18 protein-coding genes are annotated in these 25,362 nt (G+C 69.9%); 11 read left to right on the top strand and 7 right to left on the bottom strand.

The genetic code is table 11. The features are described 5' to 3' along the window. The first annotated feature begins 900 nt into the window (after positions 1–900). Positions 901–3,828, top strand: a complete 2,928-nt coding sequence (locus E8A74_RS35530; RefSeq protein WP_211365521.1) for a Kelch repeat-containing protein — start codon at positions 901–903, stop codon at positions 3,826–3,828. A 21-nt stretch (positions 3,829–3,849) separates the two neighbouring features. Here the strand turns inward: E8A74_RS35530 and E8A74_RS35525 are convergent, their stop codons facing one another. After that, complete coding sequence (locus E8A74_RS35525) at positions 3,850–4,692, bottom strand: inositol monophosphatase family protein (protein ID WP_136933525.1); 843 nt, start codon at positions 4,690–4,692, stop codon at positions 3,850–3,852. Continuing rightward, a complete protein-coding gene (locus E8A74_RS35520; protein ID WP_136933524.1) occupies positions 4,689–6,158 on the bottom strand; it encodes a UDP-N-acetylmuramate--L-alanine ligase in 1,470 nt (489 codons plus the stop codon). Before E8A74_RS35520 ends, E8A74_RS35525 begins: the two co-directional genes overlap by 4 nt. Before the next feature lie 105 nt (positions 6,159–6,263). Here E8A74_RS35520 and E8A74_RS35515 point away from each other — a divergent pair, with 105 nt between their 5' ends. Next, a complete protein-coding gene (locus E8A74_RS35515) occupies positions 6,264–6,611 on the top strand; it encodes a hypothetical protein (protein WP_136933523.1) in 348 nt (115 codons plus the stop codon). 176 nt (positions 6,612–6,787) lie between these two features. Then, positions 6,788–7,405: a hypothetical protein gene (locus E8A74_RS35510; protein WP_136933522.1), complete on the top strand. Its 618-nt coding sequence runs from the start codon at positions 6,788–6,790 to the stop codon at positions 7,403–7,405. A gap of 2 nt (positions 7,406–7,407) precedes the next feature. Here the strand turns inward: E8A74_RS35510 and E8A74_RS35505 are convergent, their stop codons facing one another. After that, positions 7,408–8,601: a M20 family metallopeptidase gene (locus E8A74_RS35505; RefSeq protein ID WP_136933521.1), complete on the bottom strand. Its 1,194-nt coding sequence runs from the start codon at positions 8,599–8,601 to the stop codon at positions 7,408–7,410. Positions 8,602–8,681: 80 nt separating this feature from the next. Here E8A74_RS35505 and E8A74_RS35500 point away from each other — a divergent pair, with 80 nt between their 5' ends. Both E8A74_RS35500 and E8A74_RS35495 read left to right on the top strand, forming a co-directional pair. Continuing rightward, positions 8,682–9,728 (top strand): methyltransferase domain-containing protein, encoded by a 1,047-nt coding sequence (locus E8A74_RS35500; protein ID WP_136933520.1) that lies wholly within the window; start codon positions 8,682–8,684, stop codon positions 9,726–9,728. Then, positions 9,728–10,825 (top strand): FAD:protein FMN transferase, encoded by a 1,098-nt coding sequence (locus E8A74_RS35495; RefSeq protein WP_136933519.1) that lies wholly within the window; start codon positions 9,728–9,730, stop codon positions 10,823–10,825. Before E8A74_RS35500 ends, E8A74_RS35495 begins: the two co-directional genes overlap by 1 nt. 3 nt (positions 10,826–10,828) lie before the next feature. Here E8A74_RS35495 and E8A74_RS35490 read toward each other — a convergent pair whose 3' ends face one another. Then, entirely contained in the window at positions 10,829–11,620 is a 792-nt protein-coding gene (locus E8A74_RS35490; protein ID WP_136933518.1) for an enoyl-CoA hydratase-related protein, read from the bottom strand. Positions 11,621–11,626: 6 nt separating this feature from the next. Between E8A74_RS35490 and E8A74_RS35485 the strand changes: the two genes are divergently transcribed. From E8A74_RS35485 to E8A74_RS35475, 3 genes are all read left to right on the top strand, one after another. Next, positions 11,627–13,219, top strand: coding sequence for a WD40 repeat domain-containing protein (locus E8A74_RS35485; RefSeq protein WP_136933517.1), 1,593 nt, complete (start codon positions 11,627–11,629; stop codon positions 13,217–13,219). 80 nt (positions 13,220–13,299) lie between these two features. Then, complete coding sequence (locus E8A74_RS35480) at positions 13,300–14,952, top strand: hypothetical protein (protein WP_136933516.1); 1,653 nt, start codon at positions 13,300–13,302, stop codon at positions 14,950–14,952. A gap of 13 nt (positions 14,953–14,965) precedes the next feature. Then, positions 14,966–16,678: an NHL repeat-containing protein gene (locus E8A74_RS35475; protein ID WP_136933515.1), complete on the top strand. Its 1,713-nt coding sequence runs from the start codon at positions 14,966–14,968 to the stop codon at positions 16,676–16,678. A gap of 9 nt (positions 16,679–16,687) precedes the next feature. Here E8A74_RS35475 and E8A74_RS35470 read toward each other — a convergent pair whose 3' ends face one another. Continuing rightward, positions 16,688–17,494, bottom strand: a complete 807-nt coding sequence (locus tag E8A74_RS35470; protein ID WP_136933514.1) for an SDR family NAD(P)-dependent oxidoreductase — start codon at positions 17,492–17,494, stop codon at positions 16,688–16,690. Continuing rightward, entirely contained in the window at positions 17,475–20,183 is a 2,709-nt protein-coding gene (locus E8A74_RS35465) for a M1 family aminopeptidase (RefSeq protein WP_136933513.1), read from the bottom strand. The genes E8A74_RS35470 and E8A74_RS35465 overlap by 20 nt, the downstream gene beginning before the upstream one ends. Positions 20,184–20,264: 81 nt before the next feature. Between E8A74_RS35465 and recD2 the strand changes: the two genes are divergently transcribed. The 3 genes from recD2 to E8A74_RS35450 all read left to right on the top strand — a co-directional run bounded on the left by recD2 (position 20,265) and on the right by E8A74_RS35450 (position 24,529). Beyond that, positions 20,265–22,589 carry an SF1B family DNA helicase RecD2 gene (gene recD2, locus E8A74_RS35460; protein WP_136933512.1) on the top strand — a complete coding sequence of 775 codons (2,325 nt, stop codon included), beginning with the start codon at positions 20,265–20,267 and terminating at the stop codon, positions 22,587–22,589. Positions 22,590–22,777: 188 nt separating this feature from the next. Then, positions 22,778–23,908, top strand: coding sequence for a tetratricopeptide repeat protein (locus E8A74_RS35455; RefSeq protein ID WP_136933511.1), 1,131 nt, complete (start codon positions 22,778–22,780; stop codon positions 23,906–23,908). A gap of 177 nt (positions 23,909–24,085) precedes the next feature. Further along, a complete protein-coding gene (locus tag E8A74_RS35450; RefSeq protein WP_136933510.1) occupies positions 24,086–24,529 on the top strand; it encodes a response regulator in 444 nt (147 codons plus the stop codon). Here the strand turns inward: E8A74_RS35450 and E8A74_RS35445 are convergent. Further along, on the bottom strand, positions 24,521–25,360 hold the full coding sequence (locus E8A74_RS35445; protein WP_136933509.1) for an HAD-IIB family hydrolase: 840 nt from the start codon (positions 25,358–25,360) through the stop codon (positions 24,521–24,523). The two genes, E8A74_RS35450 and E8A74_RS35445, sit on opposite strands and share 9 nt — an antisense overlap. Positions 25,361–25,362 lie beyond the last annotated feature (2 nt).

Raw genomic sequence — 25,362 nt, 5'->3', positions numbered from 1 at the left:
ACCCTCACGTGAAAAAGCCAATGGCGAGCCCAACCCGTCGATCGTCGCATGGACCGCTCCCTTCTCTCCGATGGTCCGGCCCTCACACCCATCGGCGGGCGACCATCCGAGCAAGATCGGACGGTGCGCCGCTCAAAAGGCGCCGTCAACGCAGGCGCGCCATTGATTGGATACGAATGACGTGGGGCGATTCCGCGACGCCGCCTCCGCCGCTCCGACCGCGCCCGTCTCGCAATCGCAGGTGGACCTGAGCGCCACAACCCGTCTCCGTCGCGCCACAACGCCCCTCCCCCGCGCCACCACCGCTCACGCGACCCCGGGCACGCGCCTCCGTGCGTCGAACACGCCGCCGCCCCGCGCCCCCCTCCCCCTCGCCGGCCGCCACAACCCCCTCGCCGGCCGCCACAACCCCCTCGCACGGCCGCCACAACGTCTCCGACGGTCGCGGACACGGCCCCCGGAACGCCGGACACGTCGCCCCGACGCCCGGACACGCGACAAAAGAAAAGAGCCCGGCTCTCACCGGGCTCGAAGAAACGTTCCTTACCGCCGTAATCGTGGGTTGATGACTTGAACCCCTAGCTTGCGGCTAGGTGGGTACCCGATGTGCCGCTTTAGGCTTCCCGATGACGTCTCGGGCCTAGCTCACCACGACAGCGTTGTGGGCCCCTGGTTCATGCTTACTCGGGATTCAATTGCCAATCACCTCACGGAGAACAGCAGAGGGAACGACGATACCCTACCACCCCCGAGACCAACGCTCCAGCCCGAAGACGCGTGGGGACGAAGCGAAATCACCGGAACGTCGGTGACGTACGGTGCGCCCTCGCACAACACATCCGCCGCGCCCCCCGTGCTCGTCCGTTGAGGCGTGGCGCCGTCGCCGTTATCGTGCCGCGCATGCGTACTACGTCCCTCTTTCCCCGACTCCTTTTTGCGTTCTGTGTTGCGCCCGTCGTATTGCCGCTCGCGTGCAGCCGCGCGGAGGCCCCAAAGGCGCTCACCCTGAATGCGTCCGCATCGGCGCTCACGGCGCCGCGCTGGGACGTGGCCCCGCCGATGAACGCCGCGCGCAATCGGCACACCGCGACAGCTTTGCCCGACGGACGGCTCCTCGTGACCGGCGGCGGGAACAGCAGCGCCGAGGTCTACCATCCGGCCACGAATACCTGGACGCTCGTCGCGTCCATGAGCACGGCGCGCACGTCCCATACCGCGACGCTGCTGCCGAATGGAAAGGTCCTCGTGGCCGGCGGCCCGTCGGAGGTGATCGAGGTCTTCGATCCGGCCACCGATACGTGGACGGTCGCCGCGCCGATGCTGACGCCCCGCTATGGGCATACCGCGACGCTGCTCCCCGACGGGCGGGTCTACTTCCTCGGCGGCGTCGTGGACGGCGATGGAGTGACCTTCGAGGCGGAGATTTACGATCCGGTCACGAGCACGACGATCGAGGTGACGGCGCCGCCCGACTACATCGAAGACCATACGGCGACGTTGCTGCAGAACGGCGAGATCCTCGTCGTGTCCGGCGCCCTCACGCAGGTCTATGACCCCGCCGCGGATTCCTGGTTCCACGCGGGCATGATCCAGAATCGCGAGGGTTATACCGCGACGGCGCTCGACAACGGCAAGGCGCTCATCACCGGCGGCTACACCGATTACGGCGGCGAGGGCTTCACCGCCGAGAACCGCAGCGCGCTGCTCTACGATCCGGTGACCCAGGGCTGGACGACGACGACGCCGATGAACACGACCCACTATCTGCACGCGGCCACGCGCCTCGCCGATGGTCGGGTGCTGATCACCGGCGGCGCGCTCACGGAGCTTTACGATCCGGCGACCGGGACATGGTCGCTCGGCAAATTCCTCAACACGAACCGCACCCGGCACCACGCCACGCAGCTCCTCGACGGGCGGGTGCTCGTCACCGGCGGCGGCACGGCGAACGTCGAGTCGCTCCCCTTCACGAACAACGGCGGCGCCTGCCTCTTCGACGGCGAATGCACGAGCGGCTTCTGCGTCGACGGCGTGTGCTGCAATGCCGCGTGCGACGCCGGGTCGTGTGACGCTTGCTCGGTGAGCCAGGGCGCGTCCGCGAACGGGGTTTGCACGCCGCTCTCCGGGGCCACCTGCGGGAGCGCCGACGGTTGCACGGCGAATGGGGTATGCGAGGCGGGCGCCTGCGTCGGCGATGCGCCGGTCGGCTGCCAATCCGCATGGACGCCGGCCGGGAGCATGTCCGTGGCGCATCAGGAGGGCACGTGGGCCGAGCTCGCCGATGGCCGCGTGCTCATCGCAGGAGGAATCAACAACGATTGGGACGATAACCTCTCGGCGCAGATCTACGATCCAGCGGCGAACGCGTGGAGCGACGCCGCGCCGCTCCTGCATGTGCGACGCCGCGCGAAGTCGGTCCGGGTCGCAACCGGCGAGATCCTGGTGGTGGGCGGTGATTCCCCGTCGTCGGCGGAGCTCTACGACGCGGCGAGCAATACGTGGTTGATGACCGGCCCCATGGCCGCGCACCACGACAATGGCCTCGTGCTTGCGCGGCTGCCCGACGAACGAATCCTCGCGGTGGGCGGCGGGACGACGGCCGCGGAGCTTTATGACCCGGCGACGAACTCGTGGAGCGCGACAGGCTCGCTCGGCGCGTCGCGCTCGGGGCATTCGGCGGTCGTGCTTTCGGACGGCAAGGTGCTGGTGACGGCGGGCAGTGGAAACCCGGCGACGGCGGAGCTTTATGATCCGGCGACGGGGATGTTTTCGCCGGCCGGTACGCTCTCGTTCGCGCATCCGTCGCACCAGGCGACGCGGCTGCCGGACGGCAGCGTGCTCGTGGTGAGCGGGCAAGGCGCGGACCGGTATGATCCGGCGACGAATACGTGGACGGCCACGCAAACGCTGCTGGCGCCGCCCTTCGAATTCACGACGACGCTGCTCGCCGACGGCCGGGTGCTGGTCGCCGGCGCGCGGAACATGCCGCATGCGCAGGTGTATGATCCGGCGACGAACGATTGGACGGTGACCGGGCACCTCGGCGTGTCGCGCGGGCGTCACGCGGCCATGTTGCTCGGAAACGGAAACGTGCTGCTCACGGGCGGGAGGCAACGGACCGGCGGCAACGAGTGCGCCCTGAACAGCGCCGCCGTGTATGACCCGATCAGGAATGACTGGACGCCGGTGCCCAGCATGAGCCAAACGCGCACCTATGCCCATGCCGTGCGGCTCGAAGGCAATCGTGTGCTGGTCTTTGGAGGGATGCAGGAAGGCTGCTCGTCCAGCGACGGCGACCCGCAGGCCCGCGAGAGCGCGGAGATTTTCGAAGGCGGCGTGACGCCGGAGGGCAGCGGTGGCGCGGGGGGAATGGGCGGCGCCGGCGGTTCCGGTGGAATGGGCGGGGCCGGCGGTTCCGGTGGTATGGGCGGCTCCGGAGGTATCGGCGGCGCGGGCGGCTCCGGTGGAATGGGCGGCGCTGGTGGTTCCGGTGGCTCCGGCGGTTCCGGTGGTATGGGCGGTTCCGGAGGTATCGGCGGCGCCGGCGGCTCCGGTGGAGTGGGCGGGGCCGGCGGCTCTGGTGGTCTCGGCGGCGCTGGCGGTTCCGGCGGTATCGGCGGTTCCGGTGGTATCGGCGGCTCCGGCGGTATCGGCGGCTCCGGCGGTTCCGGTGGTTCCGGTGGACCCACAGGCTCGGGCGGTTCCGGCGGTGAGCTGGGCGGCGGCGCGGATTGCCACGTGGCCAGCGGACCCGTCGAGACCCCCGGACGCGGGCTCGCAGCCCTCGTGGCCCTGGGCGCCCTCTTCGCGCGACGCCGCAAGCGCTGAAGCGCGAGGCGCCTCCCTTCCCTATGCGTTGATCGCCTCGACCAGCGCGTCGTGCAGGTGGCCATTCGACACGGCGATGTGCCCCTGGTGATAGTCGGGCACCCTGCCCTCCAGCGACGTGACCCTTCCCCGCGCCGCCAGCACCACCGCGCATCCCGCCGCGACGTCCCAGATGTTGAGCTTGCGCTCCCAGTACCCGTCGTAGGTGCCGTCGGCCACCATGCACAGGTCGATCGCGGCGCTCCCGCAACGCCGCACCCCCTGCACCACGTGCTTCACGCTCATGAACGAGTGGAAGTTGTTCGCAGGCGCGACGTTGCGCACGGTCGGAAAGCCCGTCGCGACGAGCGCGTCCTCGAGCCGCATCGTCGGGCTCACGCCGCATCGTTGACCGTTGCGCCGCGCCTCGCCGTGCCGGCCCGAGCGGCCCGAGACACTGACGGGCTCGCCCACCCAGCCGCTCCAGCGAAGGCCGAGCGCCGGCGCCACGACCGCGCCCGCGATCGGCTCGTCACCGTCGAAGAGGCCGACGGAGATGCTCCAGAACGGGTGGCCGTGCACGAAGTTCGTCGTGCCGTCGAGCGGGTCGACGTACCAGACGAGGCCGCTGCGCAAGGCCATCGGAGCAAAGCCGTCGCCGCGCTCTTCGCCGACGACGGGGATGCCGGGGGCGAGCGAGCCGAGGCGCATGGCGATCATGTCCTCGCTCGCGCGGTCGTACTCGGTGACGAGGTCGGAGGGGCCCTTCGACTCGACGGGCGGGCGCGAACGGAAGCCGGCGCTGACGAGCGCGCCCGCCTCCTCGGCCACGAGCTGCGCGATGGCGGCAAACTGCGCACGCTCGCCCGTCGTCGTGCTCTTCATGGCGCGAGCGCTCCCCTTAGCTTGTCGTAGATCCCGCCGAACGCGCCGTTCGAAAGCAGCGCGATGGTGTCGCCCGCCTGCGCATCCCGCGCGAGCAACGTGACGATCTCGTCGACGGACGCCGGCGTGAGCGCGCGCTTGCCCCGCGCTTCGAGCGCCGCCGCGAGCGCGCGCAGGTCGAGCCGCTCGGCTTCGGGGATCTCGGTTCGGCCGAGCGGGGCGAGGATGATGACGTCGGCCGCGTCGAAGGCGCTGCCGTACTGCGCCTGATGCAGGGCGCGGCACGCCGTCGCGCTGCGCGGCTCGAAGACCGCGAAGAGCGAGCCTTTCGTGTGGCGAGCGCGGAGCGCGCGCAGGGTCTCGTCGACGGCGGTCGGGTGGTGGGCGAAGTCGTCGTAGACGCGGACGCCGCGCACTTCATAGAGAAGATCCTGCCGGCGGCGAACGCCCTGGAACGTGGCGAGCGCCGAGATCACGGTGGAGAGCGGGACGCCGAAGCCCTGCGCGACGGCGGCGGCGGCGGCGAGCGCGTTGCGGATGTTGTGGCGGCCGGGGATCGTGACCGCGACGCGGCCTGCGTAGACGCCGCCGGCGTAGAGGTCGAAGGACTGGCCGGTCTCGTCGACGCCCGCAGGCGCGGCGAGCCAGTGGGGCGGCTGTCCGTGCATGTCGTCGCCTTCGAGGGCGAACCACGCGACCTCGGCGCGGGCCGAGGCGCGGACGACGTCGACGACGTGGCGATCGGCGGCGGCCGCGACGATGAGGCCGCTCTCGGGGACACGCTCGACGAAGCCGCGGAAGGCCGCGAGGTAGGAAGCTTCGTCGGGGTAGATGTCGACGTGGTCGTGCTCGATCGACGTGAGGATCGCGACCTCGGGCCGGTAGTGCCAGAACTTTGGCGTCTTCTCGAAGAAGGCCGTGTCGTACTCGTCGCCCTCGACGACGAACGGCGTTTTCCGACGCGACATGCCCTCGCCGGTGACGAGCGGCAGACGGCCGCCGCGCGCGACGTCGCCGGGGACGCGGAAGCTCGCGTCGAAGTTTTTCGGGAGGCCGCCGATGAGGAAGCCCGGGTCACGGCCGGCCTCGTGGAGGAGCCACGCGCAGAGCGCGCTCGTCGTGGTCTTGCCGTGCGTGCCGGAGGCGACGAGCGGCGAGCGGTGCACGAGCAAGAGCTCGGCGAGCGCGTGCGGCATGCTCTTCGTCGGAAGGCCGCTGTCGAGCGCCGCGCGGGCCTCGGGGTTCGTTGGACGGCAAACGTTCCCGATGACGACGAGATCAGGGCGGGGTTCGAGGTGCTTCGGGTCGAAGCCCTCCATGAGCCGGATGCCCCAGCGTTCGAGGGCGGGGCCCATGGGGGGATAGAAGGCGACGTCGGAGCCGGAGACGTCGTGCCCGCTGGCCTTGAAAAGCCCAGCGAGCGCGCCCATCCCCGTCCCAGCCACGCCCACGAGGTGCACGTGCATGGCGGCGAGTTTGCTATAGGAGGGTAGGAGCGCGCCACGCTCAAAGCGTCGCGACGAACACCACGTTTGATTCCCGGACGTGCTTCCGATAAAGCCGGGTTCATCATGAAGAAGGTTTCGAGCGCGCTCGTCGGCTTGTTCTTCGCGTCCTCCCTGCTCGTCGCGGCGTGTAGCAAGCCCAAGCAAGCGGAAGTCCCGGACGTCGACAAGGACACGGGCGGCCAGGACATGGCCGGCGAGGAGACGGCGCCGAAGCCCGAAGAAGACGCGAAGCCCGCAGGCGAGGGCGACATGAAGCAGAAGTGCTGCGCGTCCTGCAAAGAAGCGCTGGCGACGGATCGCTCGGGCACGCCGCCGGATCAGATTCCGTGTGCGGACTTCACCGCGGCGCTGAGCCCCTGGTGCCTCGAATATTTCCGAACGAATCCGACGAAGGCCTCCGAGTGTCCGTGAGCCGCGAGCAGCCTGTGGAAGGATCGTCGCGAGCGCCCCGAAGCTAGGGCGACGGAGCGAGGAATCCAGAAGGATTTCGAGCGATGTCGACCGACGATTCGGGGCGCGCAGCAGATCCATCCACAGGCTGCTAGGCCGAGCCAAGGTTCGCGCCCGGGTCGTGTAGACTGCTGCACATGGCGCGACCTTCTCGTCCTCCCGGCTTCGACATGACGTATCGCCCGGACAGCACGGTGTCGTTCGGGCCGCCGCTGAAGGAGCGCCTTCCCTGGCTCGTGTACCTCGCGGTCGCGCTCCTGATCTCGGGCGCGATCGTGTACGGGCAACACGCCCCGACGGACACCTGGCTCTTCAAGTACGTCGTCGAGGACGATCGGCACCGCATCATGCCCGCCAGCGTGTGCGCGATCATCCTGTTTTGCAGCGCGATCGCCGGGGTTTTGCGCGACCAGATGCGCGGCGTGGTGGTGAACCCGGAGGGGATCGTGCTGCGCGAGCTGCTCTCGTTCGGGGTGCCGCGGGTGCGGCGCTGGAGCTGGTCGCAGATCGACAAGGTGCGCATCCCGAAGACCGAGCAAAAGGGGCAGGATCTGCCGGTGCTGCGCGGCCACATCGGGCTCGATCTCTGGGACGGGACGAGCGCGCTGCTGCCGCCCGTGAGCAACATGCTGGAGCTCGCGATGATGCTCGAGCGCGTGGCCCTCGCCCGCGCGATCCCGCTCGAAGGGACGACGGGCATGCTCGACGACCTGCAAGCCGCCGGCGTCGATAGCAAGCGCGCGCCCGCGGCCTGATTTTACCGCCCGTTTTTCCCCTCGAAATACGACGTCATCCCCGCCCGCAAGGGTGCGTCCGCGAGGACGTCGAGCGCCGTGAGCGCCATCGCCTGCGCCGCGAACATCATCGCCTCCGCGCCTCGATCGCTGTCCGCATGCCGCGCGAACGGGTGCTCGTGGCACATGGTCTCCCCCTCGTCGCAGATCGCGATCAGCGGGTGGATCGAAGGGATCACGTGGGAGATGTCGCCCATGTCCGTCGAGCCCATGCTGCGCACGGGGTCGACCTCCCGCGCAGGCCGGCCGAGCGCAGCGAGGTGCTCGCCGAAGCGACGCGCGAGCGGGAGGTTCGGGCGCAGGTCCTTGTAACCGCCGCGGACCTCGATCTCCACCTCGACGCTACACGCGATCGCCGCGCCGCGCGCGCATCGCTCGACGAGCGCGCGCACGATCGAGAGCTCGGCGAACGACGACGCGCGCACCGCGAAGTCCACCACGGCGCGCTCGGGGATGATGTTGACCGCCTGGCCGCCCTCGACGACGACGCCGTGCACGCGCGTGCCGTCCCGCAGTTGCACGCGTTGCGCATCGACGAGGTGCATCGTCGCGAGCGCCGCCGCGAGCGCGCTCTTGCCCTCCCACGGGGCCATCGCCGCATGCGAAGGCACCCCCTTGAAGCGGAGCGAGAGCCAATGGCTCGCGAGGGAGGAGGGCGCGAGGATGTCACAATCGTACGGGTGAAACATCATCGCGGCCGTGACGCCCTCGAAGACGCCGGCTTCGAGCAGGCGGATCTTGCCGCCGCCGCCCTCCTCGGCGGGCGTGCCGATGATCTCGATCGTGCCCGCGAAGGAGGGGCGCGCCCGCGCGATCGCGAGGAACGCACCAAGCGCGCCGCCGGCGATGAGGTTATGGCCACACGCGTGGCCCATCTCGGGGAGCGCGTCGTACTCGGCGAGGATCGCCACGCGCGGGCCCGCGCCGTCGCCGAGGCGCGCGCGGAAGGCCGTGGGGAGGCCGCCGGTGCCGCGTTCGACGGGGACACCCTCGGCCTCGATGGCCTCGCAGATCCAGCCAGCAGCGCGCGTCTCTTCGAAGCGTAGCTCCGGGTGCGCGAAGATCCGCGCGGCGACGTCGCGGACGATCGGCGTGACGGCATGCGCGGCCGCGAGGATGGCTTCCCTGACGGGTCGATCGATGGACGTCGTCGGCATGGTTGATCGCGCATCATACAGCCCTCTCGCGCGGGGCGCTCGTGACGCGACGCCGCGTCGGGATGCGTTAAGCTCGCGCCATGCCCCGAGCCTCGATGCTCTCCGAGGTCCTGCGCCGAAGCTTCGATCCGGCCCTCGAAGCGGTGATGCGCAGGATGAGCCGTCACGATGTACGTGGACCACTCCGCGCCGCGCTCGCGCCGCACCGCGGCAGGGCGATGCGCCGAACGATCGATCGTTTCGGGCCCGCGATCGCCCCGCTCGAAGGCGCCGTGCTCCGCGGCGAGGCCGCGGCGATCGAGCGCTTCGACGCCCTCGTCGCGGAGGCCATCACGACGATGCGCGCCGAACGGCCGAGCGATCTCGACGAAGGCGGTCGCGCCCCGCTCACAGAGCTGCTCCACGCGGTGGACGCGCGTCTCTACCGCGACAGGCCGGAGCTCATGGATGATCCGAGCCTGCCGGAGGACGAGCGGACACACGCGCTCGACGTGCTCGATCGGTTCAACCACTGCACGGGGATCTACGAGACGGTGATGGCGGCGATCGATCCGCTCGTGGAGGCCGCGAGCGGTGAAGGGAAGCGGCCGATCGTGCACGACGTCGCGGCGGGGCACGGCGGGCTCGCGTTGCACCTCGCCGAGCGGTTCGGGGATCGGGCCGCGATCGAGGCGAGTGATCTGCGGGAGGAGTACCTCGCGCTCGGGCGCGCGCAGGCAGCCGAGCGGGGGCTCTCGGTGCGGTTCTCGGTCGAGGACGCGCTCGCGCTCGGAGGCCTGTCGGAGCGAGGCGTGGACGTGATCACCTGCACCCAGGCGATCCACCATTTCCCGCCGGGGATGATCGCGCGGATGATGAGCGAGGCGGCGCGGCGCGCCCGCGTAGGCGCGTGTTTCATCGACGGGGAGCGGAGCTTCACGACGCTCGGGCTCGTGGCGCTCGTCGGAGCCCTGTACGGTCGGACGTACACGTTCTACTACGACGCCGTGACCTCGATCCGACGCATGTACTACGAGGAAGAGCTCGCGCTCGTCGCGGCGCTCGCGCCGGGGATGCCCAAGGTGCGCGTGGAGACGGGCATCGCCCCGCCGTCGCATGTCTACGTGCGGATCACGCGGGAGCCGTGATGCGAACGAGCCACATGTTCCTCCTCGGCGCGCTCGCCCTCGCGGCGTGCAACACGTCCTCGCCGCCCGAGCCCACGCCCGAGCCGCGCGCAGAGGCCACGGCGCCGCGCCCGCCGCCCTTCGATCCGAAGAAGATCACGCTCGACGACAAGGCGATGGGCACGCACGTCGTGATCACGACGTTCACCACGCGCGAGCTCGACGAAGCAGCGATCCGGCCGAAGCTCGACAAGGCGCTCGCCGAGATCCGCAGGCTCGAACGGCTCATGACGACCTGGCGCGACGACAGCGAGATCTCGCGCATCAACCAGGCCGCGGGCAAGCAGGCCGTCGCCGTCGGGCCCGAGACGTTCGAGGTGATCAAGAAGAGCATCTCGGTCGCGGATCGCTCGGAGGGCGTCTTCGACATCTCGTTCGAGGCGATGCGCGATCTCTGGCGCTTCGACGAGAACAAGGTCGAGGAGGTGCCCTCGAAGGCCGACATCGACGCGGCACGGGCGCTCATCGATTACCGCAAGATCAAGCTCGACCACGACGCGCGCAGCGTGATGCTGAGCAAGCCCGGCATGCGCGTGAGCCTCGGCGGCATCGCCAAGGGCTACGCCGTCGACGCCGCCGCGAAGGTGCTCGCCGCCGAGGGGCTCGCGTCGTTCTACGTGCAGGCCGGCGGCGATCTGTACGTGCGCGGCAAGAAGCCCGACGGCTCGCCCTACCGCGTCGGCGTACGGGATCCACGCGGGCAGGGGCCGAACGACTACTTCGCGATGATCGACGTGACCGACCACTCCTTCTCGACGGCCGGCGACTACGAGCGCGCCTTCGTGAAGGACGGCAAGCGCTGGCATCACATCATCGATCCGCGCACGGGTTACCCCGCCCGGAAGAGCCGCAGCGTGACCGTGTGGGCCAAGGACGCCTTCACCGCCGACGGGATCGACGACGCGATCTTCATCCTCGGCCCGGACAAGGGCCTGTCGATCTGCGAGGAGCTCGACGACTGCGGCGCGGTCGTCGTGGACGAGCACAACAAGGTGTGGGTCTCGAAGCGGCTGGAGAGCAAGATCCAGATGCTTCGAGATCCAACGGATGGCGTGTAGGCCCTACACGCCGCGGAACGCGGGCTTGCGCTTCTCGGCGAACGCGCGCAGCGCTTCGAGCCGATCCTCGCTGCGCAGCGTCTCGTCGTAGTAGACACGTTCGAGTTCGAGGCCGAGATCGAGCGGCACCTCGTAGGACGTGTCGATCGCCCGGAGCGCGGCGCTCTGCGCGATCGGCGCGCCGGACGCGATGGGCTCGATCCAGGCGAGGGTGTCGTCGAGGACGTTCGTGCCCTCGGGCGAGACGCGGTTCACGAGCCCCCACGCGAGCGCCTCGGCCGCGCCGAGCTTCCGGCCGAGCAGGATCATCTCCTTGGCGCGCGCCTCGCCCACGACCCGCGGGAGCCGCTGCGTGCCTCCTGCGCCTGGGATGATGCCGAGCGTGGTCTCGGGCAACGCGAGCTCGGCGTGCGGCGCCGCGACGCGCAGGTCGCAGATCAGCGCGAGCTCGAGCCCACCGCCGAAGGCGACGCCGTTGATCGCCGCGATCACGGGCTTCTCGCTGCGGTCGAGCACCCCGAGCTCGCTGCGGTAGAGGCCGACCTGCTTGCGCACGTCGTCGGAGCTCATGCCCTGGCGCTCCTTCAGATCGGCGCCCGCGCAAAAGGCCTTGTCGCCCGCGCCGGTGAGCACGATGGCGCGCACCTGGGGGTCGGCGACGAGCTCCTTGCCGAGGCGCCCGAGGGCATAAAGGGTTTCGCGCGAGAGCGCGTTGCGACGATCGGCGCGGTCGATCACGAGCACGCCGACGGCGCCGCGACGCTCGACTTTCACGGGGGAGGATTGATCGGACATGCGCCCGTGCGTAGCGAAGGCGGCGGCGCGCGCAAAGAGGCTCGTCGTTGTGCCATGCTCGTGCGTTACGACATGAAAAGGCAAACGGGTGCGAGGCGGCTTGAAAAGCGAAACGGCGCGTGGATCGGGCTCCTCGGCCTGTGGATGGCATGTGCGGCGGCGTGCACGCCCGACGCTGGTCCCAGCGTGACGAGCGGCGCGGGCGGCGCGGGCGGCGCAGGCGGATCGGGCGGCATGGCCGGCGCGGGAGGCGCGGGCGGCGAAGGTGGCGGACCGGGCCCAACACCGGCGTTCGTGCACGTGTGGAGCAAGAGCTTCGGCGAGACCGACGTGCAATCGATCCAGGGCGTCGCGACCGATCCAGCGACGGGCGACGTCGTGGCCGTCGGCTCGTTCCGCGGCGTCGTCGACCTCGGCGGAGGACCCCTCGTGAGCTCCGGGGAAAACGACCTCTTCGTCGCGCGCTTCAGCCCGCTCGGCGAACACCGATGGAGCAAGCGCGTCGGCGACGCCGCGAACCAGGAAGCCACCGCGGTCGCGATCGATGCTGCCGGATCGATCTACGTCGGCGGCGCGATCCAAGGCTCCTCGGACTTCGGCGACGGTCAGCTCCTGACGAGCGCGGGCGATGACGACGCATTCATCGCGAAGCTCGACGCGGAAGGAAACCTCGCCTGGGCCAAGCGCTTCGGCGACGCGAAAGCCCAGCGCGTCGCGCGCATCGTGATCACACCGTCCGGGCGGATCATCCTCGGCGGCACCTTCGCCGGCACGATCAACTTCGGCGGCACGCTCCTCGTCTCCGCGGGATTGAACGACGTCTACGTGGCCGAGCTCGACACCTCGGGCGCGCACGTCTTCTCGCGTCGCTTCGGTGGCAGTAGCTTCGACGACCTCGGCGGGCTCGCGGTCGATCCCACGGGCTCGCTCCTCGTGACGGGCACGTTTGACACGACGATCGACTTCGGCCCCGTCACGGGCGACCCGCTCACGAGCATCGGCGGCCACGACATCTTCTTCGCCAAGCTCTCCGCGAACGGCACCGGCCTCTGGGCGCATCGCGCGGGCGACGCCGGCAGCCAGCGCGGACTCGCGATCGCGGCAGCGCCGAACGGAGACGTGATCGTCGCCGGCGACGCGTCCGGCACGTTGTACCTCGACGGCCCCGTCACCTACGCGAAGGGCGACCGCGGCCTCTTCCTCGCGCGGTACTCGTCGAGCGGCAGCGCCTTCTGGAGCCAGATGTTCGGCGGCGAATTCTCCGGTTCGTGGGGCGTCTCCGTTCGCGTGGATCCGAACACGGAGAGCATCGTCGCCGCGGGCTTTTTCGATGACGAAGTCGACTTCGGCGGCGTGCCTCTCTCCGCGGCGGGCAGCGTCGACGTGTTCCTCGCGCGGTTCACGCTGAACGGCGTGCACCTCGGCTCGCGCGTGTTCGGCGGTGCGGGCGCCGACGGTGCGCTCGCCCTCGACCTCGGGCCGCAGGGTGATCTCGTGGTCGGCGGCGTGTACGCGGGCTCGATCGACTTCGGCGGCGGCGCGTTCACGACCACGAGCACGCTCGACGCGAGTGGCTTTCTGGCGCGCCTCTCGCCCTGAAGACCGGCCCCACGCGGCTGATCCGAGAGGCTGCATTCCATGGCATGCTCGGATCGATGATGCGCAGGATCCACAGGGGCTTGGCTTGGTCTCGTCGGCACCTCGGCGCCGTGCTCGGCGCCGCGTCGATGATCGCCCTCGGGGCGGCAGCGTGCACGCCGGAGGCGCGCGACTTCGGCGACACGACGAGCGCGAGCGGACCGGGCGGCGCGGGGGGCAGCATGGGCTGCGCGCCGGACGAAGAGAGGTCCTGCTACACCGGGCCGCCCGGCACCGAGGACATCGGCGCCTGCAAGAAAGGCGTCCAGCTCTGCCTGCCGAACGGCACGGGCTTCGGCGAGTGCTCCGGGGACGTCCTGCCACAAGCCGAGAACTGCCTCACGCCCGAGGACGAGGCGTGCAACGGCGACGAGCCGGCCGATTGCCCGCCGCTCGACCACGTGTGGAGCAAGGGCTTCCCCATCCTCGACGACAGCCACATTCGCAGCATCGCCGTCGACCCGAAGACGCTCGACATCGTGATCGCGGGCGAGCTTCGCGGCACGCTCGATCTCGGCGGTGGTCCGCTCGCGAGCACGGGCAGCACCGACATCCTGCTCGCGAAGTTCAGCGCCGATGGCAAGCATCAGTGGAGCAAGCGCTTCGGCGACGCGTCGTCGCAAACGACCGGCGGCGTGGTGATCGACGCCTCGGGAATGATCTACCTCGCGGCCACGGTCTCCGGCGCGATCGACCTCGGAGACGGGACGCTCACGAGCGCGGGCAGCTCCGACGCGCTCGTCGCGAAGTTCGACACGAACGGCGACGTCGTGTGGGCGAAGCTCTTCGGCGACGCGAACCTGCAACGCGCGAAGAGCATCGCGCTCACCCAGGCGGGGCAGGTCGTCCTCGGCGGTGAGTTCCAGGGCACGATCAACCTCGGCGGCTCGGCGCTCACGGCGGGGATGGACACGGACCTGTTCGTCGCCAGGCTCGACGGCTCGGGCTTCCACTCGATGTCACGCCGGTACGGCGGCGCGGGCTTCGAAGAGATCGTCGCGCTCACGCTCGACACGAAGGACAACATCCTCGTCACGGGCCACTTCGACGGCGCGGTCGATTTCGGCGTCGCCGGCATGTTCACGAGCGCCGGCAACGACGACGTGTTCACGCTCAAGCTCCAGGGAAACGGCAGCCCCGTCTGGGCCAAGCATTGGGGCGACACCGCCGATCAGGAGGCGCTCGGCATCGCGGTCACGCCGGACGACGAGGTCGTCCTCTCGGGGCGCATGGCGGGTGTCATCAGCTTCGACGACGGCTCGAAGATCGAAGCCGCGCCCATGGCGACGAACGCATACCTCGTGAAGCTCGCGGCGGACGGCGCGCTCGCGTGGAGCAAGATCCTCGGCGGACCGGCATCCAGCTCCGACTGGGGCATGTGGCTCGGCGTCGCGAATGGGCGCATCGCGACGGCGGGCTGGTTCAGCGAGCAGATCGATTTCGGCGGCGGACCGCTGATGACGAAAGCGGCGGTGAGCCCTTTCATCGCGCAGCTCGCGTTCGACGGAACGCACCGGAGCTCGCGCAACTACACGACCAACGGGGCGGCCGGCGTGCTCGCGCTCGGGGTAATGCCAACCGGAGATCCGATCCTCGGAGGCCTGAGCTACTCGCCGATCGATTTTGGCGGAGGTCCGCTCACGTCGGGCGACGCCCAGCAACCGCTCCTGTTCCTCGCGCGCCTCTTGCCCTGAAGGAAATCCTTTCATGTTCGAAGCAATGAATCGCAAGCTCCGGCAAAACTCGGCTCTTTCGCGGAGGCTCGCCATCGTCGCGTGTCTCGGCGTGATGGCGCTCGCGGCGTGCTCGCCGGAAGAGCGTGAATTCGAACCGACGGGCACGAGCGGCACAGGTGGCGCGGGCGGCGCGGGCGGCAGCGGCAGCGGCATGGTCTGCACGCCCGACGAACAGCGCTCTTGTTACAGCGGCCCGCCCGGCACCGAGGATGTGGGCACGTGCAAGCCGGGCATCGAGGTGTGCCTGCCGAATGGCGCGGGCTTCGGCGAATGCGGCGGCGCGGTCTTGCCGCAGCCCGAAGACTGCCTGACGCCCGAGGACGAAGCGTGCAACGGCGTCGATCCGCTCGAATGCCCGGCGCTCGGGATCGGCTGGCTGCGAACGTACGGCGAGCAGGCCTCCGCGCAGATGATCACGGATATCGCGATCGCCCCCGACGGCAACATCGTGATCGCGGGCGCGTTTGGCGGGACGATCGATCTCGGCGACGGCCCTCTCGCGAGCACGGGCAGCCTCGACATCCTCCTCGCGAAGCTCACGCCGAAAGGCGAGGTCGTCTGGGCCAAGCGCTTCGGCGACGCGGCCCTGCAACAAGCGAACGCCGTCGCCATCGACAAGGACGGCGCGATCTACGTCGGCGGACGTGTGCTCGGCGCGGTGAACTTCGGCAGCGGCGTCCTGACGAGCGCGGGATCGGGCGACGCGTTCCTCGCGAAGTTCGACGCCGACGGCGGCCCGGTGTGGAGCAAGCTCTTCGGCGACACGGCCTTGCAAGAGGTGCGCGCGATCGCGATGACCAAGGCGAACCAGGTGATCGTCGCGGGCAACTTCGCGGGCAACATCGCGCTCGGAGGAGCGCAGCTCGCGTCGGCCGGCGGCAACGACATCTTCCTCGCCAAGTTCGACGAGACCGGCTTCCATGCGGCCTCGCGGCGCATCGGCGGTCAAGGCGCCGACGAATTCCGCGCGATCGCCGTCAACACCAACGATGAGGTGGTCATCACCGGCGTCTTCAGCTCCACGCTCGAGCTCATCGCCGGCAACACCCTCACGAGCAAGGGCGGGCTCGACGTCTTCGCCGCGCAGCTCTCGCCGACGTTCGCCCCGATCTGGGCGAACGCCTGGGGCGACGCGGCCACGCAGCAGGCGTTCGACGTGGCGATCGCGTCGAACGGCGACGTCTTGCTCACGGGCGCGTTCGAGGGCGCGCTCAACTTCTTCGGACAGACGATCAAGACGGACGCTGTCGCCTCGCGCGCGCTCTACGTGACGCGCATCGCGGGCACCGGAGACAGCGTCGTCTGGGCCAAAGCCATCGGCGACGCGACGGCGTTCGTGACGCAGGCCAGCCTCGCCGTGGGCACCGCCGATCAGCTCGCGCTCGCAGGCACGTTCCAGGGCGGCATGGACTTCGGCGGCGGCCCCCTCATGGCCGCGGATGCAGGCGATTTGTTCTTCGCGAAGCTCAGCAGCGACGGCGCCCACGTCGCGTCGAGCGTCCTTCTCAGCGGCGGGGCCAAAGACAACGATGCCGCCAACACGGTGTTCGCGCTCGCGCTCCTGCCTGCGGGGGATCTGATCGTCGGTGGCCAGAACCACGCGCCGTTCTTGATCAACAAAGCGCTCGTGGGCTCGTTCGACGGCAAGGACGGCGACGCGTTCCTCGGGCGCTTCCTGCCCTGATCGACGCGGCTACCGGCCCCCGCGCGCCTTCTTCCCCATCTTCGACAGGAACGGTCGCACGAGCGCCTTCGGCAGCGCGTCCACCGTCATCGCCATCGCCCGCGGCACGACGCCCGGGATCACGCGCGCCTGACCACGCTTGAGCCCTGCGACCGCCTCCTCCGCGCACGTGACCGCATCCACGTACACCGCTTTCGGGAGCTCCGGCCGCGCGTCGCTCCCCGCGACCTCCTGGAACTCCGTCGGCACCGGGCCCGGACAAACCACCGTCACTGACACGCCCGTCCCTGCGAGCTCCGCGCGCAGGCCTTCGCTCAGGTGGTTCACGTACGCCTTGCTCGCCGCGTACGTGCTCATCGCGGGCGAGGGCAGGATCCCCGCGATCGAGCCGACGTTCAGGATCGCGCCCGACCCCCGCGCCACCATCGGCGGCACGAGCCGCGCGAGCAGCATCGTCGTGCTCACGACGTTGAGCTCGAGCATCCGCTCGATCTTCTCCCAGTCGCGGTTCTCGAGCAGGCCGTAGTCGCCGAAGCCCGCGTTGTTCACGAGCACGTCGATGACCTCGCCCGCCTGCGCGAGGTCATCGAGCATCGCGCCGAGCGCCTTCCGGTCGAGCAGATCGACCGCGCGCACCAGCACCCGGAGACCCGGCCGCGCGGCCACGAGCTCGCGCGCAAGATCGTCGAGCCTCTCGCGACGGCGCGCCACGAGCACGAGCGCTCCCACCTCGCGGCCGAGCACGCGCGCGAGCTCCCGGCCGATCCCAGCCGAGGCGCCGGTGACGAGCGCCGTTTTACCGCGAAGCTCGTTCATCCTTTTTCCTCTTCTTGCCCTTCTCGCCCGCGTCCTTCTCGGCCTCGTGTTTGTCCGCGTCGCGGCCCGGGTGGACGCCGTTCGACTTGCTCGCGGCTTCCTTCGGCGCGATCCGCGCTTCGAGCTTGCCGAGGCGCGCCTTCAGCTCGGCGTGCTCGCTCCGCAGCGCCTCCAGGTCCTCGCGCAGCCGCTCGGCTTCGCGCTTGCCCGCGCCGCCGAGGTCCCGCAAGGCCTCGCGGATCCGGCGACGCACGCGGCCGTCGAGCTCGCGTTCGAGCTGCCGCGAGAGCGGCCCGCGCGACTTCGTGTCGCCGATGTCGAGCAGCGCGCGCACCACGTCCACCTTGAGGTACGGATCCGACTGATCGAGCAGGTCCTCCAGCGCCTCGCGCACCTTGCGGTCCGTCGAGAGCTTCGGCAGCGCCATGATCGCGGCGCGCCGGCCGCGCGTGGGGATCCCGTAGCGCGTACGCGTGAGCACGTGCGCCTGCGCGCGCTCGTCACGCAGGGCCGCGAGCCCGTCGAGCGCGCCCGCGCGGACCACGTCGGCCCACGAGGGACGATCGAGCACCTCGATCAGCGTGTCGAACGCCGCGCTCTGCCGGGTCCCGCCGAGCGCGCGCGCGGCCTCCGCCTCCACGAGGTAACTCGCGTCCCGCAGCGCGAGGCTCTTCAGCGCGTCGGCGGCTTGCGTCTTGCGGAACTTGCCGAGCGCCGCCGCCACCGCGCGCCGCACCTTCGCGTGCCCCGTCCGCGCGTGGGCGAGAAGATGCGTGAGCGCGTCGTCGCTGCGCACGTCGCCGAGCGCCGAGGCCGCCTCCGCTCGCACGCCCCAGAACTCGTCCTCCTTCGCGAGCGAGGCGCCGAGCGCGCGCGTCGTCGCCGGATCGTCGAGCTTGCCCATCAGGCTCGCCGCGAGCAGCCGGCCGCGCGCCGTCGGCGCCCCGACGAGCTGCGCGCGCAGCATGTCACCCGGGCACTCGACCCGCACGTCGCCCACGATCCTGAGCTCCGGATCCACCACGATGAACGCGGGGCGCTTGGGCACGTGGATCGTGAACGTCGCGGTCGCCGACTCCACGCGCCGCACCTCGCGCCGCACCTCGCCGTCGATGGAGATGTCGAGCTCCAGATCGAGCGCGAAGACGTGCGTCCCGGCGTCGTCCTTGTCCTTCTCCCGGCCCTCTTTCGCGGCTTGCGCCTGCTTGACCGACACGGTCAGCGCGTCGCCGTCGTGATCGATCTTCACCTCGAGCTCCGGGTGCCCTGCGCGGAACACCCACTGCTCGAAGAAGCGCTCCAGGCTCCTGCCGCTCGCCTCTTCGAGCGCGCGCAGGAGGTCGCGCGTCTCCACGATCCCGCGCGCGTGCCGCTCCAGGTAGATCTTGATGCCGCGCCAGAACGCCTCATCGCCGAGCTCGAGCCGCAGCATGTGCAGGACGCACGCGCCCTTCTCGTAGAGGTGACGATCGAAGATATCAATCGGCGCGTCGTAGTCTTGGCACACGATCGGCCGCCGGTAGCGCCCACCCGCCTCGCCGAGGTACGCGGCCACGTCGCCGCGCACGCCGTGCTCGTACTCGTCGCGTCCGAGGTACCCCTCGCGATCGACGTGCTCCATGTACGTAGCGAACCCCTCGTTCAGCCACGCGTGCGACCAGTCACGGCACGTCACGAGGTCACCGAACCAGTGATGCGCGAGCTCGTGCGCGATGAGGTCGTCGGCCGTCACGTCGATCGAGGCGCGCTCGTCGAGCAGGATGTGCTCGTACATCGTCGTCGCCGTCGTGTTCTCCATCCCGCCGAAGATGAAGTCGCTCACCACGATCTGCGAGTACGTCTTCCACGGATACGCGACGCCCGTGAGCCTGCCGAAGCGGCGCACCATGTCCGGCGTCCGCCGGAACGTCCGCTTGCCCTCGTCGGTTTTTCCTTTGGGCACAAAGTAATGCAGGCGAACGCCGTCCGCCTCGTCGTCGATCCGCTCGAACTCGCCCGCGACGAGCGTGAACAGGTAGCTCGGGTGCGGGTCTTCCATGCGGTAGCGGTAGACGCCGCCCTGCTCCTCGTCCTCGTCGCTCTCGCGCGCGCCGTTCGACAGCGCGAACCAGCCCTCGGGCACCGTCACGCGCAGCGACGTCGACTGCTTGTTGTGCGGCTTGTCGATGCACGGGAAGAAGTGCCGCGCGTCCTCGTCCTGGCACTGCGACCAGACCTGCGCGGGCCGGTCCCGCACGTGCTCGTCCGGCGCGAGGAAGTAGAGCCCACGCCGCGGCGTCGCCGCGTAGCGCACCCGCACCGCCGCGCGCGCGGCCCCCTCGGGGATCGACACGCGCAACGTCTGCCCGTCGTACACGTGTGCTGCCGCGGCGAACTTGCCGTCGTCGCCCACGCGAAGCTCGACCGCTTCGAGGTCGAAGCCCACGGCGTCGAGCAAAAGCTCCTTCGCGCGCGCGTCGATCCGCGACACGTCGAGCGTCGCTTCGCCCGCGACCGACTTCTTCGGCACGTCGAGGCGAAGGTCGAGCGCGATGTGCGTGACCTGAAACGGCCGAGGCCGCTCGTAGACGCGCTGCACGCCGGCCAGCGTGAACGGGCGCCCGGAGGCAGCGGAGGCGGACGAGTGGGCGTAGGACGAAAGCGCAGATCCGCACGCGCAGCGGTCGTGGAGGCGGTGCTCGAGGCTCATCGGGCGGCGAGTCTTACCCAACAAACCCGCCGAGCAAAGCCCCTCGCCGCGGGAAAACCGCGCTAGCCTCGCCCCGCGCCCATGAACCGCCGCGGACGCACGCCTCTGCTTGCCGGGGGGACGGGTCGAAAAGGCCCGGCCGGGGCCGCGTCACGCCCGCGATCCGGGCCCCAGGGTCCCGCGCAACACACGCTTTTCGCGGCGCAAAAGGCAGCACCCGCGAAGGACGGCACCCTCACCCTCGAAGGCGAGGTCGTGCGTGTCACCTACGAGAACGACCAAACGGGCTTCCGGGTCGTGAAGGTCGCGATCGACGGCCACGAGGCCCCTCTGCCCTGGGTTGGCCGCTTCCAGCCCGTCGCCCCCGGCACGCGCGTCCGAGCGACCGGCCGCTACGAACGCGACGGCCGCCACGGCGACCAGCTCCGCGTCGAAACCCTGCTGGAGATCGCTCCCTCGACCTTGCAGGGCCTCGAAAAATACCTCGGCTCGGGCATGGTCGCCGGCGTCGGTCCCGTGTTCGCCAAGCGGATCGTCGAGACGCTCGGCGTGGACGCGCTGCGCGTGCTCGATGAGGAGCCCGAGCGCCTCGCCGAGGTGCCGGGGCTCGGATCACGCCGCGCCGAGGCCGTGGCCAAGGCCTGGGCGTCGCAGCGCGTCATCCGCGACATCATGATCTTCCTCCAGCAGCACGGCGCCTCGGCCGCGCTGGCGACGCGTATCTACAAGCGCTTCGGCGCCTCCGCGATCGACATCGTGAAGCGCGCGCCCTACCGGCTCGCGCTCGAGGTCTGGGGCGTCGGTTTCAAGACCGCCGATCAGATCGCGCGCGCCGTCGGCGTTTCGCCGGACGCGCCCGAGCGCGCGCAGGCCGGCGTGCTGCAAATGCTGAGCGACCTCGCGGGCAAGGGGCACGTGTACGCCGAACGAAACGCGCTCGTCGCGGCCGCCGCGCTGATGCTCGAACGCGAAGAGGAAGGCGTGAATCGCGCCATCGACGCGCTCGCGTTGTCGGGCCGCGCGCGGGTCGAGACCCTCCCCTCGGGCGAGGTCGCCGTCTACGAATCAACGCTCTACGAAGCGGAGGCGCGCCTCGCCGAACGCCTGCTCGCGCTCCTCCGCGCGCCTGGCCGTCCCCTCGCGGGGCGCCGCGGCGAACCTCCGGAGGTCGTCGCCCAGGCCGCGATCGAGAGCTTCGAGGCCCGCACGCGTGTCGCCCTCGCGCCCGCGCAACGCGACGCGATCGAGCAAGCCGCGCGGAGCAAGATCCTCGTCATCACGGGCGGACCCGGCGTCGGAAAAACCACGATCGTCCGTGCGATCCTCGCGCTCTTCGATCTCGCAGGCCACACCGTGCGCCTCGCCGCGCCCACGGGCCGCGCCGCCAAGCGCATGAGCGAGGCAACCGGGCGCGAGGCCGTCACGCTCCACCGCATGCTCGAGTTCGACCCGAAGGAGCGCGGCTTCCTCCGCAAGAAGGGCCGCGCGCTCGAGGCCGACGTGCTCATCGTGGACGAGGCCTCGATGATCGATCTGCCGCTCTGCGACGCGCTCACGCAGGCCACCTCCGACGAGGCCCGCCTCGTGCTCGTCGGCGACGTCGATCAGCTCCCGTCCGTCGGCCCGGGCGCGGTCCTGCGCGACATCATCGCCTCGGGCGCCATCCCCACGGTGCGCCTCTCGCAGATCTTCCGCCAGGCCGAGGGCAGCCTCATCGTGCAGAACGCGCACCGCATCCACGACGGCGAAAAACCCGAGGGGGCGACCGACAAGCGCGGCGAATTCTTTGTCTTCCAACGAAAGGACCCCGAGGAGGCCGCCGCCACGATCCACGAGCTCGTCACCGAGCGCATCCCGCGCGGCTTCGGCCTGCATCCGGTCCGCGACGTGCAGGTCCTCTCGCCGATGAACAAGGGCCCCGTCGGCACGATCGCGCTGAACGAGACGCTCCAGCGGTCGCTCAACCCCGACGGCCCCTCGGTCACGCGTGGCGGCAAGGTCTTCCGCCTCGGCGACAAAGTCATGCAGCTCAAGAACGACTACGACCGCGAGGTCTACAACGGCGACGTCGGCCTCGTCCGCGCGATCGACGCCGAGGCCGGGACACTCACGGTCACGTTCGACGGCCGGGACGTCGCCTACGAAGAGAGCGACCTCGACGAGCTCGTGCTCGCGTACGCGACGACCATCCACAAGAGCCAGGGCAGCGAGTATCCGGCCGTCGTGGTCACGCTGCTCTCGCAGCATTTCGTGATGCTCTCGCGGAACCTGCTCTACACGGCCGTCACGCGCGGAAAGCGGCTCGTCGTGCTCGTCACGGACGGGCGAGCGCTCAACCTCGCGCTCTCGGAGACGCGGCGCGAGGAGCGTCAGACCGGCCTCGCGCATCGACTCCGCCGCGGCTGACTTGTTGGTATCGACGTGAGCGAAAAGCTTCGGATCCGCGGGGGCCGTTGCTCTGATGGGGGCATCCTGCTAGCCTGCCCGCCCCTCGTAACCAACGACATTTCTTTCCCGTTCGACGCGTACAAAAGCGCCGTCGAGCGGCGACCGCGGGCGCAAGGCGCGCCTCGCGTTTCCCGGGTGGAGCGACCATGGCGCAGAACGGACAGCAGGGTGGAGTGGCGGCGGGACTTCAGATCACGGGCGGCGCGGCCATCATGGCGCCCGTCAGCGCATTCCCCAACGGAGTGCCTGGCAACGCTCTCATCGTGATTCCCCTCTCGAAGGTCGACGACGACACCAAGGCCATGCTCGACAAGGGCCCGTCGCTCGTGACGCCCGAGCAGATGTGGAAGCTGCTCGGCTTCAACGGCCCCGCGGTGCAGGTGCAGGACGACCAGGGCCGCCCGATCGCGATCGGCCTCGAAGACCTGCTCGCCGGCCTGGAGAAGCACTGGCAGGAGCAGCCCGACGACCTCAACCGCGCGCGCATCTACGCCCAGGAGCTCCTCAAGTACAACCGCCTGCAGCGCGCCGAGCAGGTGCTCTCGAAGGTCGTTGCGAAGGGCGGCACGGGCGACGACTGGCTCGCGCTCGGCATCGCGCAACTCCAGCAGGAGAAGCTCGACAAGGCCGAGGGCACGCTGAAAGGCGCGCAAAACCTCCTCAAGGACAACCCCTACCCCTCGCTGCACCTCGCCAAGGTCTTCCAGCTCAAGAAGGAAGCCGACAAGGAGCGCGAGTTCGTCGACAAGGCGATCGGCATCAGCATCGGCTGCATCGACGCGTGGGCCTACCTCTACCAGTACCTCAAGCAGCACGGCGACGAGGACACGGCCATCGCCGAGATCGAGAAGATGGCCACCGACAAGAAGAGCGCCGCGCCGTACATCGCGCTCCAGGGCTTCTTCGCGAACGACGATGCGACCCGTGATCGCGCCGTCACCTACGCCAAGAAGGGCGTGGAGATCGCGCCCGACGATCCGCTCGCGCTCCTCTGCCTCTCGGCGCTCTACGGCCAGAAGGGCGACCTCGAAGCCGTCATCCGGCTCCTGCAGCCGCACGAGGCGAAGATGAGCCGCGACGTTCGCATCGCGAACAACTACTTCGAGGCCCTCTTCCAGTCGCGCCAGATCGAGAAGGTCACGAAGCTGCTCAACGCCCTCGCGGGTTCGCCCAACAAGGAAGTCAAGCAGTTCGCCATCGAGCGCTCGCGCGTCGTCGCGCAGTTCCTCCAGCAGCAGCAGCAGCAGCTCGCCGCTGCTCAGCAGCAGCGCAAGTAACAGCGCGACACGCACCCGCACCCGGGGGCTCCGCATCACGCGTCGAGCCCCTGGGCAAACCCCCCCACACCCTCGCATCGACGGCCGCGGACGGAGCGTGATCCGTCCTCCTGGCATTTTCGTGCCGGCCGTCTTTCACATTTGGAAGCACGCAGAAACCCGGGTAATCTCCGGATCATGCGCACGTGGCGACCGCGTCCCCCCGTCGTGCTCGTGGTCGATGACGACCCCGACATCTTGAGGCTCCTGGGGATGTGCCTGGAAGCCGAGGGGTGTGAGGTGCGCGAGACGATGTCCCCCGGGGCGGCGCTCGAGCGGCTCGACCGCGTCGACGTCGTCGTGGTCGACCAGCGCATGCCCGAGATGAACGGCACCGACTTCATCGAGGCCGCACGCTCGCGCGGCTACGACTGCCGCTTCCTCGTGATCTCGGGCAAACGCGGCGCGCGCGCCGAGGCCGCGCAAGCCGGCGCCGAAGGGTTCCTCGCCAAGCCCATCGGCATGCGCGATCTCATCGGCGAGGTCGAACGGCTCTTCTACCTCGGCTTCGCGCCCCCTTCGCACGTGGGCACGCCGCGCGCGCCTACCTCCAGCGCGCCCTCGTCGAAGAGCTCATCCTAACGTCCCCCAGGCCCGCTCGATCGCCTCGGCGACGCCCGCGTCGTCCGCGCTCCACGCGGCGAGCTCTTCGCTCGCGTGTTCTTTCACGAACGACGGCGCGCTGCCCATCGCGAACGATCGCCCCGCGACTTGGAACATCGGCACGTCGTTGAGCCAATCGCCCACCACGACGACCTCGTTCACCGCGCAGCCGTGGTAGTCCGCGAGCCACGCGATCGCCGTGCCCTTCGTGGGCCCGGCCGCGCGCACCACCATCGCGTGTGTGTCGGCCGCGCGCGTCACCGCGAACCGCACGACAAACGCCGCGCCGCCGAGCTCGCCTTCGAGCTCCTCCGCGGCCGCGTGCACGCTGTCCTTCGAGCCGATCGCCACGACCGCGAGCAGCCCCCGCTCGTGTTCCCAGTACGGGTGCGACGTGACGCGCTCGACGACCGTCACCCGCGGCGACCACGTGCGCACGTAGCTGCTCCACGGCGCGCCTGCGGCGTCGTGCACGATGCTGTCGTGCGCGAACACGAAGCTCGCGGTCCGATGCCGCTCGAGCACGCGTCGAAGCTGCGCGGCATGATCGCCCGTGAGCGAAGCGTGGTAGTGCTCGCGATCGTCACGCGCGTCGACGATGTGGCTCCCGTCCACGCAGGCGATCGGCCCCTGGATCCGCGCCGCCACGGCGGCCTCGCGCGAGCCCGAGTAGAGCCGGCCCGTGCAGATCGTCACGGCCACGCCGCCGCTCTGCAGGCGCTCGATCGCCCAGCGATCGCGCTCGTGGAGCGAACCGTCGTGCCGGAGCAGGGTGCCGTCGAGATCGAGGGCCAGGAGCTTGTACGTCATCG

Origin of the sequence: Polyangium fumosum (assembly GCF_005144585.1) — a bacterium.
In the GTDB taxonomy this organism is placed as follows: domain Bacteria; phylum Myxococcota_A; class Polyangia; order Polyangiales; family Polyangiaceae; genus Polyangium; species Polyangium fumosum.
The sequence above is the reverse complement of the archived record's forward strand: the minus strand, read 5'-3'. Positions and strand labels throughout refer to the sequence as shown.

Bases quoted from the DNA above. Each gene is read 5' to 3' on its own strand.
- E8A74_RS35530 (WP_211365521.1), top strand. From the start codon at position 901: ATGCGTACTACGTCCCTCTTTCCCCGACTCCTTTTTGCGTTCTGTGTT.
- E8A74_RS35525 (WP_136933525.1), bottom strand. From the start codon at position 4,692: ATGAAGAGCACGACGACGGGCGAGCGTGCGCAGTTTGCCGCCATCGCG.
- E8A74_RS35520 (WP_136933524.1), bottom strand. From the start codon at position 6,158: ATGCACGTGCACCTCGTGGGCGTGGCTGGGACGGGGATGGGCGCGCTC.
- E8A74_RS35515 (WP_136933523.1), top strand. From the start codon at position 6,264: ATGAAGAAGGTTTCGAGCGCGCTCGTCGGCTTGTTCTTCGCGTCCTCC.
- E8A74_RS35510 (WP_136933522.1), top strand. From the start codon at position 6,788: ATGGCGCGACCTTCTCGTCCTCCCGGCTTCGACATGACGTATCGCCCG.
- E8A74_RS35505 (WP_136933521.1), bottom strand. From the start codon at position 8,601: ATGCCGACGACGTCCATCGATCGACCCGTCAGGGAAGCCATCCTCGCG.
- E8A74_RS35500 (WP_136933520.1), top strand. From the start codon at position 8,682: ATGCCCCGAGCCTCGATGCTCTCCGAGGTCCTGCGCCGAAGCTTCGAT.
- E8A74_RS35495 (WP_136933519.1), top strand. From the start codon at position 9,728: ATGCGAACGAGCCACATGTTCCTCCTCGGCGCGCTCGCCCTCGCGGCG.
- E8A74_RS35490 (WP_136933518.1), bottom strand. From the start codon at position 11,620: ATGTCCGATCAATCCTCCCCCGTGAAAGTCGAGCGTCGCGGCGCCGTC.
- E8A74_RS35475 (WP_136933515.1), top strand. From the start codon at position 14,966: ATGTTCGAAGCAATGAATCGCAAGCTCCGGCAAAACTCGGCTCTTTCG.
- E8A74_RS35470 (WP_136933514.1), bottom strand. From the start codon at position 17,494: ATGAACGAGCTTCGCGGTAAAACGGCGCTCGTCACCGGCGCCTCGGCT.
- E8A74_RS35465 (WP_136933513.1), bottom strand. From the start codon at position 20,183: ATGAGCCTCGAGCACCGCCTCCACGACCGCTGCGCGTGCGGATCTGCG.
- recD2 (WP_136933512.1), top strand. From the start codon at position 20,265: ATGAACCGCCGCGGACGCACGCCTCTGCTTGCCGGGGGGACGGGTCGA.
- E8A74_RS35455 (WP_136933511.1), top strand. From the start codon at position 22,778: ATGGCGCAGAACGGACAGCAGGGTGGAGTGGCGGCGGGACTTCAGATC.
- E8A74_RS35450 (WP_136933510.1), top strand. From the start codon at position 24,086: ATGCGCACGTGGCGACCGCGTCCCCCCGTCGTGCTCGTGGTCGATGAC.
- E8A74_RS35445 (WP_136933509.1), bottom strand. From the start codon at position 25,360: ATGACGTACAAGCTCCTGGCCCTCGATCTCGACGGCACCCTGCTCCGG.